We start from the raw sequence: 13,311 nt of genomic DNA on the forward strand, positions 1-13,311 counted from the left end.
TTCCGGCCGGCGTCAGTAGAGCAGGCCGGTGAGCCGGGCCCGAGCCTTGTTGACGCGCGGGTCGGTCTGACCGACGATCTCGAAGAGCTCCAGGAGACGAGCCCGGACGGCGGCCTTCCCCTCGGCGTCGAGGCGCGGGAACATCGAGAGCAGCCGGTCGAAGGCGTCCTCGACGTGGCCGCCCGAGACGTCCAGGTCGGCGACGGCGAGCTGCGCGTCGAGGTTCGACGGCTCGGCTGCGGCGGTCGAGCGGATGTCGTCGAGCGTGCGGCCCTGGAGGCGGGCCAGCAGCCGCACCTGAGCGAGACCGGCGACCGCGAGGTCGTCGCGCGGGTTCTGCGCGATGGCGGTCTCGTACTCGGTGATCGCCGCGGCGTAGTCGCCCCGGTCGATCGCGTCGTAGGCCTCCTGGTGGTGCGGCGGCAGCGGCTCCGGCTCGGGCTCCGCGCCCTCGGCGGGAGCGGCTCCCTCCACCGGCACCGTGCCCGTCACACCGTTCTGAGCGGCGAGCTGGAGGACCTGCTCGAGCAGGTCGCGCAGCTGCTCCTCGGCGACGAGGCCGCTGAACAGGGGCACCGGGCGGCCGCCGATGATCGCGGCGACCGTCGGCACGGACTGCACCTGGAACGCCTGCGCCAGCTGCGGGCTCGACTCCACGTCGACCCCGACGAGCACGAACGCGCCGGCGTACGAGACGACGACCTTCTCGAGCAGCGCGGTCATGCTCTGGCTCTGGTCCGACCAGGAGCCGCGCAGGTCGACGATCACCGGCACGCGCGACGAGAGCTGGACCACCTGGTCGAACTCGGCGTCGCCGGCGGTCAGCAGCAGCGGATTCGCGCCGGGCGCGCCTCCGGGAGCGGCGGGCGCGGCCGGGGCGCCGGCGGAGGCGGCGGGCGGGGTGCGGCGGTTCACCAGCGACGAGAGGTCGACGGCGCCGCGGAGGTTTCCGGGCAGGGGCGGGACGGTGCTCACGGCAGCTGCACCACCGAGACGAGTCCCTGGCTCCATCCGAGCATCACGATCTTCTCCTCCGATCCGACGGGCGGTACGTAGAACAGCAGTTGGTATCCGTAGGTGGTCTCGATGCCGGTCGTCGACTTGTCCGTGCCCAGCAGGGTCTGCGAGGCGCCGGAGGTCGAGACGGTCGAGCCTTCGGCAGTGGGGCGGACGGTCGACGTCTCGGCGATGCTCGCCGCGACGAGGGCCCCCGAGTCGTTCGTCGCGAGCGCGATCGTCGGCGACGTGCCGGCGGCGTTCGAGAACTCGATCGAGGCGGTGTCCGGGAGCGCCTCGCGGTCGGCGTTCTTCTTGTCGACGCCGACCTGCCCCCGGAGGGTGTCGCCGTCGGCCGCGAAGAGCTCGGCGTACTGGCTCGAGTCGCCGTTGGCGAGCACGTCCGCGTACGCGGAGCCGACCGACTGCGGGGCGAGCTTCATCAGGCGCGAGTCGGGCGCCACGATCGACGTGCCGACGGTGACGGGCGCGACGTCGGGGATGCGTGCGTTGGCCTCGAGCGAGATGGCGTAGTCGACCTTGTAGTCGACGCGCGGGCTCGCCTGGCTCATCATCAGCGCGATCGGGGCCTGGGTGGAGTCCGTCGAGTTCTGCACGACGGCGGTCACCAGGCGCGGCCACGACTCCGTGTCCTGCGGGAGCACCAGGCTCACCGGGGAGGCCGGGATCGTCTGCGGCGGGTCGATGGTCCCGCCCTTGGCGACGACGTCGTAGTTCGTGGTGCGCTCGGTGAGCGCCTCGCCCTGGAAGCGCTCGGCGAGGATCCCGGCGTCCCGGGCGGCGTCGGCGCGCGACGCGACATCGGCGACCTCGGCGACGACGGCCTCCGCCTGCTGCGTGGTGACCACGGGGGTCGGCTCGGCCGAGACCGGCTCTGCCCCCGCGGTCGCCGTGGCGGACGCGGTCGGCGCCTCGCTCGCGCCCGCGGCGAGATCAGGCCAGTAGTCGGAGCTGCAGCCGGAGAGGAGGACGGTCGTCCCGAGGACGACGGGCAGCACCAGGGCCGCCCGGCGGCGCGAGGGCGCCGGCGACGCCGTGGAGGCCTGGATCCCGGCACGCGGCCGGGGACGGCGGGCACCGCGGGGGATCCGGCCCTGCGGTCCCTTCCGGCGCGGGCCGTGCTGGCGGCGCAGGTGGACGAAGGCCCAGATGTAGAGGACGAGGCCGAGGAGGAGGAACACGGCTCCTCCGAGCAGCAGCGGGCCGGCGAGGGGCGTCGCGGTGTCCACGGGCCAGCTGACGCGCACGGAGTCGGCTGCCGGCGCGGTGCCGTCGCTCGCGATGAGGATGGAGACGTCCTCCGGCACGTCGAGCGCCAGGGTCACGCTGCCGCTCCCCTCGAACTCCTCGAGCCAGAGGTCGGAGCCGCGCGGATCGACGACCGCCGCGTCGGCGGTCTCGACATCGGAGGAGAGCTGGACGCGCTCGCCCGTCTCCTCCGCGGAGGTGAGGGAGTCGTCGGCGCGCTCGTAGCCGATGGCGTCGTAGCTCGAGCCGCCCACCCAGCCCAGCACGTCGGAGGTCCGGGCGTAGGCGACGACGAGGTCGCCGCTGCCCTCGACCGTGATCGTCTGGCGTCCCGGGTTGGCGCCCAGGGTGCTGCCGTCGATCACCGCGTAGGGAGCGGAGGAGTCGAGCGCGGTCTCGGCGGTGAGGGACTCCGGAGGAGCCCAGACCGTCCGCTGACCGATGCCGAGCACGATCATCGCGGCAGCGATGACGGTGGCGATGATGGCGAAGACGAACCGCACGAAAGAACTCCTCCTGCGTTGCCGGATCGGGGTGACGGCCGGGGCCGGCTCGGGGTACGCAGCCGGACCGGGGCGCGACGGCAACAGACAAAGACAGTCCACGATAGCCGATGCCCTCGCTCCGATGCCCGGGAGAAGCCGAGAGTGCGGCCCGAGCGGCGCGCGGTGCGGGTGTCGCCCCGGCCGCGGCCTCCCTGCTGAATACACTTTCCCAGTGCCGCGAGCCCCACCGCGGTCCTGCTCTGAAGGAGACGACGTGGCGAACGACGAGGCCGAATTCACCCAGGTGTTCCGTGGCTACGACCGGGACGAGGTCGACAAGGCCGTCCAGGGCCTGCGCCGCGAGCTCATCCACTCGAACACCCAGGCGGCCGAGAGCGGCCGCGAGGTGAAGCGCCTCTCCTCCCGGATCGAGGGCCTCGAGAAGGAGCTGCAGCAGGTCGGCACTCCCACCTACGCCGGCCTGGGCGCCAAGCTCGAGCACACCCTGCGCGTGGCCGAGGAGCAGTCCGAGCGGATCATCGCCCAGGCCGAGAACGACGCCTCCGCCCTCCGCCGATCCACCCGCGACGACGGCGACCGCATCCTCCAGGAGGCGCGCGACGAGGCCGAGCGCCTGGTGACCGAGGCGCGCCGCCGTGCGGACCGGACCCGCGACGAGTCCGAGGCGCAGGCCGCGGCGACGCTCGGCAAGGCCGCCGACGACCGCGACGTGATGACGCAGGACGCCGTCCGCGAGGCCGCCGCGATCCGCGGCACCGTGGCGACAGAGGCCGCCGAGACCCGCGCCACCGCGAAGCGCGAGGCCGCCGCGATCCGCTCCGAGGCCGAGCGCGAGGCCGCGGAGATGCGCGCCGTCGCCGCCCGCGAGATCGAGGTCGCCCGCGCCGAGGCCGCCCGCCTCGCCCAGGCCAACGAGCTCCTGCGGGCCGAGGTCGCCTCCGAGGTGGACCGGCTCCGGGCGGCCGTCGAGGCCGAGGTCGCCCAGGCGCGCGCGGCGGTCGAGGCCGAGGTGCTCTCGACCCGCGCCGCGCTCGACGCCGAGGTCGCCGCAGTCCGCGCCGAGGGCGCGCGCGAGATCGCCGACCAGCGCACCCGGCTCACCCAGGAGCGCGCCGAGGCCGTCGCCGTGCTCGACGCCGAGCTGGCGGGCCTGCGCGCCGCGTCCGCCGACGAGGCCGCTGCGCTCTCGCGCGAGGTCGAGCAGGCCCGGATCGACCTGGTGGTCGAGCTCGCCGCGCGCCGCGAGGAGGCCGACCGCGACGACCTGCTCCGCCACCAGGAGGCCGTCGCGCAGACCCAGCGCTACCTTGACGAGTCGAACCTGCAGCTCGCCGACGCCATCCGACGCGCGAACGACAAGCGCCTCGAGGCGGACGCCCTCCGCAGCGACGCCCTCGACGACACGACGCGACTGCGCCGGAAGGCCCAGGACGACTCCGACGCCCTCCTCGACGACGCGCGCGACCAGGCGCAGAAGCTCGTCGCGGACGCGGAGCGCCGCAGCCGCGAGCTGATGGACACCGCCGAGCGGCGCCTCGACGAGATCCGCACCGAGCGCGACGCGATCGCCGGCTACGTGTCCGGACTGCGCGGGCTCATCGGCCACATCGACGGACTCGCGGACGACAGCGACGGCGACGACTCCGACGGCAGCGGCTCCGACGGCGGCTCGTCCGGCCGCTAAGCGGCCGCCGCACGGGCGGGCTCAGCCGAGCTCGCCCGCCCACTCCGTCGGCAGCGGGGACGAGGCGGGCGCGACCACGCGCACGATCTCGTCGAGGACGCGCCGGGTCTGCGCCTCGCCGACCCAGAGGTGCTTCCCGCCCTCCACAGCGACGAGGTCCAGCTGCGGCACGCTCGCGAAGCGCTCGGCGGCCGCCTCCGGCCGCAGGTAGTCGTCGAACTCCGGGACGAGCGCCACGAGCGGGCGGCCGTCCTGGCCCCAGGCGGCGACCTCCTCCGCGCTCGTGCGGTGCAGCGGCGGCGAGAGCAGGATCGCTCCCTCGACGGGGTGCTCCCTCCCCCACTTCAGCGCGAGCTCGGTGCCGAAGGACCAGCCGACCAGCCAGGGGTGCGGCAGTCCGCGGTCCGCGACGAGCGCCAGGGCTGCGGCGACGTCGGCGCGCTCCTCGGTGCCGTGTCCGAACGCGCCCTCGCTCGTGCCGCGCGGCGACGTGGTGCCGCGGGTGTTGAAGCGGAGGACCGCCAGGTCGGCGAGCGCGGGCAGGCGGGCGGCGGCCTTCCGCAGGATGTGCGAGTCCATGAAGCCGCCGTGGGTGGGCAGCGGATGCAGGGTGACCAGGGTCGCGACCGGCTCGCGCTCCAGGGGCAGCGCGAGCTCCCCGACAAGGGTCAGCCCGTCGGCCGTGTGCAGCTCGATGTCCTCGCGGCGGGCGGGGAGGACGACGCCTCCGCGGATCTCGTGGGTCATCGTGCTCCTCGGATTCTCCAGCAGTGCGTGTGCCAGTGGCGGCGGCCGGCCAGGTCGGCCGCGTCGCCGAGCGCGCCGTCGGCCCGCCAGGTGACCAGGTGCGGCTGGCCGATGTCGATGGTGAGCCCGCAGCCCGGGCAGAGGTAGTTCTTCACGGCCCGCGCTGCGGAGACGGGCTGGACGTTCCACTCCCGGCCGGCGTGCGACTCTGTGCGCCGGAAGCCTGCGAGCATCTGCGAGAGGTCGCGCTGCTCGTCGTCGTCGTCACGGCGGCCGCCCCGGGGTCTGTTGCTGCGCGGCATCCCCCCAGTCTAGGAGGCCGCCGCCGGGCCCCTCCCGTCAGTGGGAGCTGTCGTCCATCTCGAGCCGGGTCTCCTCGGCGTCGAGCATCAGCTGCGCCCGCCGCAGCGTCCGCGAGGAGTAGACCCCGCGCCCCCGGGCGTCCAGCAGCGCCTCCCGCTCGGCGAGCAGGACCGCTCGGCGCAGCCGCAGGTACTGCGCGTGCGGGCCGAGGGGCGCGTCCTCCGCGCGGCCGACCTGCTCCCACGCCACCTGCGAGCGGGTCAGAGTGTCGCGGCGCACGCGCTCGAGGACGCGCTCGCCCGCCTCGCCGTCGGGCAGCTCCGCCACCGCCTCGGGGAGGGCCTGGATGCCCGTGGCCGCGACCTCGTCGAGCAGCGTCGCGAGCTCGCGGCGGTCGGCCTCTCCGTCGGTGCCCTGGATGCCGGTGAGCCGGATCAGCGCCGGGAGCGTCGCACCCTGCAGGAGCAGCGTCACGACGGCGACGGTGAAGGCGATCAGGATCAGCTGGGAGCGGTAGGGAGTCTCGTCCGGCAGCGACTGGGCCGCGGCGAGCGTGACCACGCCGCGCATCCCGGACCAGGACAGGACGACTCCTCCGCGCCAGCCGAACGCCTCGCTCGTGGTCGCGGCCAGATCGGTCTCGCGCCGGAGGTAGAGCCGCTCCGCTCTCACCTGCCGCCGCCGGAAGCGCTCGTCGCTGGTGGCGCTGTTGCGCAGTCGCATCAGGCCCACCGCCAGCCGCCGGTTGATCCGCTCCGCCCGCCGACCGGAGCTGCGCAGCCACAGGAGCAGCGGCCACACGAAGAGGGCCCGCAGCACGATCAGGATGACCACGGTGGCCAGACCCAGCAGCACCGCGGTGCCCACTCCGAACTCGCCCGGGTCCACGACCCCGGAGACGATCGCCTTGATCTCGGCGCCCATGAGCAGGAAGACGCCGTTCTCGAGCAGGAACTGCGCCGTCCGCCAGTTCACCCGCTCGCTGATCCGCGACTGCGGCGAGAGGAAGCGCGCGCTGTTGTGCCCCGTGTAGATCCCGGTGACCACGACGGCGAGCACCCCGGACGCGCCCAGCTCCTCGGCCGGGATGTAGGCCAGGAACGGCACGGCGAAGGACACGGCGGTGTCGAGCACCGGGTCCCGCAGCTTCGAGCGCACGAAGACGGTGAGCACGCCCATCACCAGTCCGAGGACGATCGCCATCAGGACGGAGTAGACGAAGAGGACCCCCACCTCGCCCACGTCGATCGCGTCGGTCGTGACGGAGGCGCCGACCACGGCCGCCGCAGCCGTCGCGGCGCGCAGCAGCACCAGCGCCGACGCGTCGTTCACGAGGCTCTCGCCCTCGAGCACCGTCACCAAGCGGGGCGGGAGTCCGAGCTTCTTGCCGATCGAGGTCGCTGCCACCGCGTCGGTCGGGCTCACGACGGCGCCCAGAGCGATCGCTGCGGGCAGGCTCAGATCGGGGAACACGAGGTAGAGGAAGCCGCCCACCACGAGGGCGGTCACGACGACCAGCAGCACCGAGAGCCCGAAGATCGAGCGCAGGTTCCGCCGGAAGTCGGTGAGGGGCACCTGGATCGCGGCCGAGTACAGCAGCGGCGGCAGCACGCCCGCGAGGATCAGCTCAGGCTCGACCTCGATGTCCGGGACCCCGGGGAGGTAGGACGCGCCGATACCGATGACGACCAGGAGCAGCGGTGCGGCGATCCCGAGGCGGCTCGAGAACCGCGCGACGGTGACGACCGTGATGATCCCGACGACCCCGAGCAGCGCGTAATCCACGGCACCAGGGTAGCGAGAGCCTCAGCCCGCCGGACGCGGTGCCGAGCGGAGGGGAACGATCAGTACCAGCCGACCGATTCGGAGTGGGCCCAGGCACCGCAGGGCGAGCCGTAGCGGCCGGAGATGTAGCCGAGGCCCCAGGTGATCTGGGTGCTCGCGTTGGTCGCCCAGTCGGAGCCGGCCGACGCCATCTTGCTGCCGGGGAGTGCCTGCGGGATGCCGTAGGCACCACTGGACTTGTTCTCGGCGTAGACGTTCCAGCCGGACTCGCGGTTCCAGAGGAGGACGAGGCAGTCGTACTCGCTGTCGGCCCAGCCGCGCTGCACGATCATGTCGTACGCGATGGCCTTCGCGGATCCGGGATCCGGAGCGGCGGCGCGCTGGACGGGAGCAGCGGTCTCGGCCTCGGCGGAGCCCGACTCCTCCTCGTCGGCGGTCGCGGAAGCGGTCTGAGTCTCGGTCGGAGTGGGCGTCGGGGTCGGAGTGGGCGTCGGCTTCGCCTCGGCGCCGAACGAGTCGCGCTGGACGGTCCGCTCGACGGCGTCCGCGACGACGAGTCGCTGCGCGGAGTCGCCGTTGAAGCGCGCCGGGGCCTGGTAGTAGGGGGACGCGACCGCGCCGCTGGACGGATCGACGACGTTCACCATGGCGAACGCGATCGACGCCGTGAAGGCCAGCACCGTCACCGGGATCCGAGCCCAGGAGCGCCGCACCGGGGTCTGGTGCGGGACCGCCGGGCGACCGCTGGTGCGATTCGCGGGCGTGTGGGCGACGGAGGTCTGAGGATGCTGAGCCACGATTACGAAAGCATAACGGACGATGACCTGATCGGCCAGCAGATCCGGCTCCGGTCAGCGGACCGCCAGCATCACGTCGACGACCGTGTCGAGCAGCAGGTCGACCTGCGCCTCGGCGTACCCGCCGCGCTGCGGGGCGAAGGAGACGGTCCGCACGTCGTCCACGGTCAGCACCGATCCGTCGCGGAAGTAGCCGGAGATCCGGTCGGCGAAGGCGTCGACCTGGCGGATGTTGTACCCCGTCGTGAGAGCGCCGGCCCGGGTGAACCGCTCGCGGGGAGCGCGGGCCAGCCGGTTCACGATCTCCTGGGCGGTCGACCGCGCGTCCGCGAGCCACGCCTCCTCGCCCCGGGCCGCGATCGCGTACTGGCGCTCCCGCAGGGCGAAGGCGTCCTCGAGGCGCTCGAGCGCCGCATCGACGTGGGGCGCGGAGTAGCCGCCCTTGCGCAGGGTGAACGCGGTGTGGCGCAGGTCGGCGGCGCGGAGGTCCGCCGGTCCCCCTGAGAGCTGCGAGTAGGCCTCGCGCGCCGACGCGAGGAAGGAGTCGACCTCGGCCGTGTCGTAGCCGGGACGGGACTCGCGGGCTCGGGGGAAGGGAGCGGTCATCCCGACATCATGCCAAGCCGCGCGCCGGGAGCGGAATCGGCACGCCCCGGTGAGGCGCCCGCTCAGTGGGCGAAGACGAAGTACAGCACGTAGGCCGCGGCGGCCGACGGCAGGATCGAGTCCAGCCGGTCGAGGACTCCTCCGTGGCCGGGCAGCCACGAGCTCATGTCCTTGATGCCGATGTCGCGCTTGATCAGCGACTCGGCGAGGTCGCCGAGCGTCGCGGTGAGCAGCACCACCGCCCCGAACACCGCGCCGACCCACCAGGGCTGGCCGAGCATCAGCAGGGCGAGCAGGACGCCGACGCCGATTCCCGCGACGGCAGCACCGGCGAACCCCTCCCAGGTCTTCTTCGGGCTGATCCGCGGTGCCATCGGGTGCTTGCCCCAGGTGAGTCCGCTCACGTAGGCGCCGGTGTCGACGACGATCACGAGCACCAGGAACGCGAACGCCCAGAGCTGGCCGCCGGGCTCGGCGACGAGACGGATCGCGAAGGCGCCGAGGAAGGTCGTGTAGCCCTGGACGAACGCGCCGAGGCCGATGTCGAGGGCGAGGTCCCTCCGGCTGGAGGCGGTGCGCCGGAAGAGCTGCTCCCCCAGCCGCCAGAGGCCGACGAGGACGGATCCGCCGAGGACCGTGGCCCACGCGGCGCCGAGGCCGCCGTAGTAGGCGGCCGGCACGGCGACGACCGCCACGATCCCGGTCGGGATGCGCGGGATGTCGCGACCGGCGTGGCGCAGGGCGTTCGAGAGCTCCAGCGCCGCGAGCAGCACCACCACCCCCGCGAGCACCATGAAGAGCTCCTTGACCAGGAGGAGGCTGACGACCATCGCGCCGCCACCGAGGAGTCCGATCGCGGTCGCCGACACGAGGTTCCGGCCGGAGCGCGCGGTCAGGCGGTCGTTCGTCGCCTCGAGCTGGGCGCGGGTCGCCTCGAGCTGGCGCTCGACGTCGGCCCGGCCCTGCTGGGCGCGCGCACGCAGCGCGTCGCGGGTGACCATCCGGGATCCCCGGGCACCCGGGACGTGCGGAGACGGTCTCTTCTCGCCGCCCTCGGGTCCTTCGGGGATCTCGGGCACCGCTACACCTCGAGCAGTTCGGATTCCTTGCGCTTGAGCGCCTCGTCGATCGCGTCGACGTGCTGCTTCGTGAGCGCCTCGAGCTCCTTCTCGCCGCGGGCGAGCTCGTCGTCGCCGATGTCGCCCTTCAGCGCATCGAGGTCGTCCTTGCCCTTGCGGCGGATGTTGCGCACCGCGATCTTGGCGTCCTCGGCCTTGGTGCGGACGATCTTGACGAACTCCTTGCGGCGCTCGGCGGTGAGCTCCGGCAGGGTCACGCGGATGATCGTGCCGTCGTTGGTCGGGTTCGCGCCGAGGTTCGGCATGTCCCGGATGGCCTGCTCGATGTCGCGCAGCGAGCCCTTGTCGTAGGGCGTCAGGACGAGCGTGCGGGCCTCCTGGTTCTGCATCGAGGCGAGCTGCGACAGCGGCGTCGGGGTGCCGTAGTAGCTCACCAGCACCTTCTGGAACATGCCGGGGTTCGCGCGTCCGGTGCGGACCGTGGAGAAGTCCTCCTTGGCGACCTCGACGGCCTTGCCCATCTTGGTCTTCGCGTCGGCCAGTACATCCGAGATCACAGGGAGCTCCTTAAGAGAGGGAAGTGGTCAGTCTAGTTCGAGACGAGCGTGCCGAGCTCGGCGCCGCGGATGGCCTTCGCGACGTTGCCCGAGGGCTCCATGCCGAAGACCTGCATCGGCATGCCGTTGTCCATGCAGAGGCTGAACGCGGTGGAGTCGACCACCTTGAGGCCCCGCTGGAGCGCCTCCTGGTAGGTCAGTGCGTCGAGCTTCTTCGCGTCGGGGTTCGTCCGCGGGTCGGCGTCGTACACGCCGTCCACGCCGTTCTTGGCGACGAGGACCACGTCGGCGTGCGTTTCGAGCGCGCGCTGCGCGGCGACCGTGTCGGTCGAGAAGTACGGGAGTCCGGCGCCGGCGCCGAAGATGACGACGCGGCCCTTCTCCATGTGCCGGATCGCACGGCGGGGGATGTAGGGCTCCGCGACCTGCGTCATCGCGATCGCGGACTGCACGCGCGTCTCGGCGCCCGCCTGCTCGAGGAAGTCCTGGAGGGCGAGGGCGTTCATCACCGTGCCCAGCATGCCCATGTAGTCGGCCCGGCCGCGGTCCATGCCGCGCTGCGAGAGCTCGGCTCCGCGGAAGAAGTTGCCGCCGCCGACGACCACCGAGATCTCCACCTCGGTCGCGGCATCGGCGATCTCGCGCGCCAGGGCGCTGATCACGTCCGGGTTCACGCCGAGCGTGCCGGCTCCGAACGCCTCCCCCGACAGCTTCAGAAGCACCCTGCGGCGCTTGCCCGTCGTCATCGCATCCGTCTCCGTCATGGACGTTTCCTCCCGTAGACCCGTACAAACCTATCCCGCGCGGAGCGGGCCCCGCGACCACGCCCGGGACCGCCCCGGGCAGAGCGAAGGGAGCCCGGGTCGACTGAACGACCCGGACTCCCTCCTGCAATGCTGTTAGGCGCCGACCTTGAAGCGGGCGAAGCCCGACACGGTCAGGCCCGCGTCGCTCAGGACCTTGCTGACGGACAGCTTGTTGTCCTTCGCGTAGTCCTGGTCGAGCAGGGCGACCTGCTTGAAGTACGCGTTCACGCGTCCCTCGATGATCTTCGGCAGGGCGGCCTCGGGCTTGCCCTCGCCGCGCGAGATCTCCTCGACGATGCGGCGCTCGTTGTCGACCTCGGACTGCGGCACGTCCTCGCGCGAGAGGTAGGACGGGTTCGCGAACGAGATGTGCTGGGCGACGGAGCGCGCGGTCTCGGCGTCCTCACCCGCGTAGCCGACGACCACGCCGACCTGCGGGGGCAGGTCCTTGTTCGTCTTGTGGAGGTAGATCGCGAAGTGCTCGCCCGAGACGGAGGCCACGCGGCGCAGCTCCACCTTCTCGCCGAGGATCGCGGCCTCGTCGTTGATCAGGTCGGCGACGGTCTTGCCGTCGGCGGGGGCCGCGAGGGCCTCCTCGACCGTGGTGGAGCCGGCGGCGACGACCGCGGCGAGCACGGCGTCGGCGAGGGCGATGAACTTCGTGCCCTTGGCGACGAAGTCGGTCTCGCAGGCGAGCTCGATCATCGTGGCGACCCCGTCCTTCTCGGCGGCGGCGACGAGGCCCTCGCTCGTCGAGCGGTCGGCGCGCTTCGCGTTGCCCTTGGCGCCCTTGAGGCGGAGGATCTCGACCGCCTTGTCCAGGTCGCCGTCGGCCTCGACGAGCGCGTTCTTCGTGTCGACCATGCCGGTACCGAGCTGCTCGCGCAGCGTCTTGACGTCAGCGAGGCTGAAATTTGCCATGTTCTCGGAACTCCTCTTGGTTCGGAAACCCTGTGGCGCCGTCACTCGCGGCGGGCTCACGGGAGGAGCCCAGCACGCCGAGGTGACGGCGGTTCTTACTCGTGGTGAACGTGCACCGACCGAGCGGGGGCCGGACGACCGCGGGTGCGGCGTCCGACCCCCGTCACGGAACGGGGTGTCAGGCGGTGGCGGTCTCGTCGGTCGAGGTCGCGGCGGCGTCGGCCTCGGGGGCCTCCTCCGCGGCGGGGGTCTCGGCCTCGACGACGGCCTCGTCGGCGGTCTCGGCCTCGGCGTCGGCGACCTTCTCGGTCTCCGCGCCGGCCTGCTCGTTCGGCTCCTGCACGTCGGCGGCGGGCGCACCGGTGGAGAGCAGCTCCTGCTCCCACTCGGCCAGCGGCTCGACGGCGGAGACGTTGCCCTCGGCCTCGGGCTTCTGGTGGCGCTGGATGAGGCCCTCGGCCGCGGCGTCGGCGACGATGCGGGTGAGCAGGCTCACCGAGCGGATCGCGTCGTCGTTGCCCGGGATCGGGTACTGGACCTCGTCCGGGTCGCAGTTCGTGTCGAGGATGCCGATGACCGGGATGCCCAGCTTCTTGGCCTCGTCGATCGCGAGGTGCTCCTTTTTGGTGTCGACGACCCAGAGGGCCGACGGCGTCTTCGAGAGGTTGCGGATGCCGCCGAGCGACTTGTGCAGCTTGTCGAGCTCGCGCTTCTTGATGAGGAGCTCCTTCTTGGTGAAGCCGCTCTTCGACGTGTCGTCGAAGTCGAGCTCCTCCAGCTCCTTCATGCGGGCGAGGCGCTTCGAGACCGTCTGGAAGTTGGTCAGGAGGCCGCCGAGCCAGCGCTGGTTCACGTAGGGCTGGCCGACGCGGGTCGCCTGCTCCGAGATCGCGTTCTGCGCCTGCTTCTTGGTGCCGACGAAGAGGATGGTGCCGCCGTGGGCGACCGTCTCCTTGACGAAGTCGTAGGTCTTGTCGATGTAGGCCAGCGACTGCTGGAGGTCGATGATGTAGCTGCCCGAGCGCTCGGTCAGGATGAAGCGCTTCATCTTCGGGTTCCAGCGACGGGTCTGGTGCCCGAAGTGGACGCCGCTGTCGAGCAGCTGGCGCATGGTGACGACTGCCATGAGTCGTTCTCCTTGTCTCGGGGCCCGGGCGCACGACGGCGCCGAACTCCCGTTCGGTTGTCTGCGACGGCCGGTCGGCACGTCGCCCTGGCGCCCGGCGCACTCCCACCCCGGCCGCGTGAGCGGAGA

The 13,311-nt window shown here is 72.3% G+C and carries 13 protein-coding genes; 1 reads left to right on the plus strand and 12 read right to left on the minus strand.

Annotation, left to right across the window (positions count from 1 at the left end; all coding sequences use genetic code 11):
• Positions 1-12 precede the first annotated feature (12 nt).
• Positions 13-975, minus strand: coding sequence for a tetratricopeptide repeat protein (locus C5C39_RS06670; protein WP_104232504.1), 963 nt, complete (start codon positions 973-975; stop codon positions 13-15).
• A complete protein-coding gene (locus C5C39_RS06675) occupies positions 972-2,768 on the minus strand; it encodes a hypothetical protein (RefSeq protein WP_104283571.1) in 1,797 nt (598 codons plus the stop codon). The genes C5C39_RS06670 and C5C39_RS06675 overlap by 4 nt, the downstream gene beginning before the upstream one ends.
• 256 nt (positions 2,769-3,024) lie before the next feature.
• On the opposite strand from C5C39_RS06675, the gene C5C39_RS06680 reads away from it, so the two are divergent.
• A complete protein-coding gene (locus tag C5C39_RS06680; protein WP_104254950.1) occupies positions 3,025-4,455 on the plus strand; it encodes a DivIVA domain-containing protein in 1,431 nt (476 codons plus the stop codon).
• Between the two features lie 21 nt (positions 4,456-4,476).
• On the opposite strand, the gene C5C39_RS06685 is transcribed toward C5C39_RS06680, so the two are convergent.
• From C5C39_RS06685 to rpsB, 10 genes are all read right to left on the minus strand, one after another.
• Positions 4,477-5,202 (minus strand): alpha/beta hydrolase, encoded by a 726-nt coding sequence (locus C5C39_RS06685; RefSeq protein ID WP_104352953.1) that lies wholly within the window; start codon positions 5,200-5,202, stop codon positions 4,477-4,479.
• Positions 5,199-5,504 (minus strand): hypothetical protein, encoded by a 306-nt coding sequence (locus tag C5C39_RS06690; RefSeq protein ID WP_181027199.1) that lies wholly within the window; start codon positions 5,502-5,504, stop codon positions 5,199-5,201. Before C5C39_RS06690 ends, C5C39_RS06685 begins: the two co-directional genes overlap by 4 nt.
• Positions 5,505-5,541: 37 nt before the next feature.
• On the minus strand, positions 5,542-7,290 hold the full coding sequence (locus C5C39_RS06695) for a sodium:proton antiporter (RefSeq protein WP_104226863.1): 1,749 nt from the start codon (positions 7,288-7,290) through the stop codon (positions 5,542-5,544).
• Between the two features lie 59 nt (positions 7,291-7,349).
• The gene (locus tag C5C39_RS06700) at positions 7,350-8,087 is read right to left on the minus strand and encodes a lytic transglycosylase domain-containing protein (protein WP_258062294.1); all 738 of its coding nucleotides are present in this window, start codon (positions 8,085-8,087) and stop codon (positions 7,350-7,352) included.
• Positions 8,088-8,141: 54 nt separating this feature from the next.
• Positions 8,142-8,693, minus strand: a complete 552-nt coding sequence (locus tag C5C39_RS06705; protein WP_104226865.1) for a DivIVA domain-containing protein — start codon at positions 8,691-8,693, stop codon at positions 8,142-8,144.
• 62 nt (positions 8,694-8,755) lie between these two features.
• Positions 8,756-9,694 (minus strand): phosphatidate cytidylyltransferase, encoded by a 939-nt coding sequence (locus tag C5C39_RS06710; RefSeq protein ID WP_104223892.1) that lies wholly within the window; start codon positions 9,692-9,694, stop codon positions 8,756-8,758.
• 80 nt (positions 9,695-9,774) lie between these two features.
• The gene (gene frr, locus C5C39_RS06715) at positions 9,775-10,329 is read right to left on the minus strand and encodes a ribosome recycling factor (RefSeq protein WP_104232499.1); all 555 of its coding nucleotides are present in this window, start codon (positions 10,327-10,329) and stop codon (positions 9,775-9,777) included.
• A gap of 32 nt (positions 10,330-10,361) precedes the next feature.
• Positions 10,362-11,075, minus strand: a complete 714-nt coding sequence (gene pyrH / locus C5C39_RS06720) for a UMP kinase (protein ID WP_374952923.1) — start codon at positions 11,073-11,075, stop codon at positions 10,362-10,364.
• A 153-nt stretch (positions 11,076-11,228) separates the two neighbouring features.
• On the minus strand, positions 11,229-12,056 hold the full coding sequence (tsf, locus tag C5C39_RS06725; RefSeq protein WP_104223895.1) for a translation elongation factor Ts: 828 nt from the start codon (positions 12,054-12,056) through the stop codon (positions 11,229-11,231).
• 178 nt (positions 12,057-12,234) lie between these two features.
• On the minus strand, positions 12,235-13,182 hold the full coding sequence (rpsB, locus tag C5C39_RS06730; RefSeq protein WP_104223896.1) for a 30S ribosomal protein S2: 948 nt from the start codon (positions 13,180-13,182) through the stop codon (positions 12,235-12,237).
• Positions 13,183-13,311: the final 129 nt, after the last annotated feature.

It is taken from the genome of Rathayibacter sp. AY1F3, from assembly GCF_002931975.1.
Lineage (GTDB): Bacteria > Actinomycetota > Actinomycetes > Actinomycetales > Microbacteriaceae > Rathayibacter.

Coding starts and splice junctions, on each gene's coding strand:
- C5C39_RS06685 (WP_104352953.1), bottom strand. CDS start 5,202: ATGACCCACGAGATCCGCGGAGGCGTCGTCCTCCCCGCCCGCCGCGAG.
- C5C39_RS06690 (WP_181027199.1), bottom strand. CDS start 5,504: ATGCCGCGCAGCAACAGACCCCGGGGCGGCCGCCGTGACGACGACGAC.
- C5C39_RS06705 (WP_104226865.1), bottom strand. CDS start 8,693: ATGACCGCTCCCTTCCCCCGAGCCCGCGAGTCCCGTCCCGGCTACGAC.
- C5C39_RS06710 (WP_104223892.1), bottom strand. CDS start 9,694: ATGGTCACCCGCGACGCGCTGCGTGCGCGCGCCCAGCAGGGCCGGGCC.
- pyrH (WP_374952923.1), bottom strand. CDS start 11,075: ATGACGACGGGCAAGCGCCGCAGGGTGCTTCTGAAGCTGTCGGGGGAG.
- tsf (WP_104223895.1), bottom strand. CDS start 12,056: ATGGCAAATTTCAGCCTCGCTGACGTCAAGACGCTGCGCGAGCAGCTC.
- rpsB (WP_104223896.1), bottom strand. CDS start 13,182: ATGGCAGTCGTCACCATGCGCCAGCTGCTCGACAGCGGCGTCCACTTC.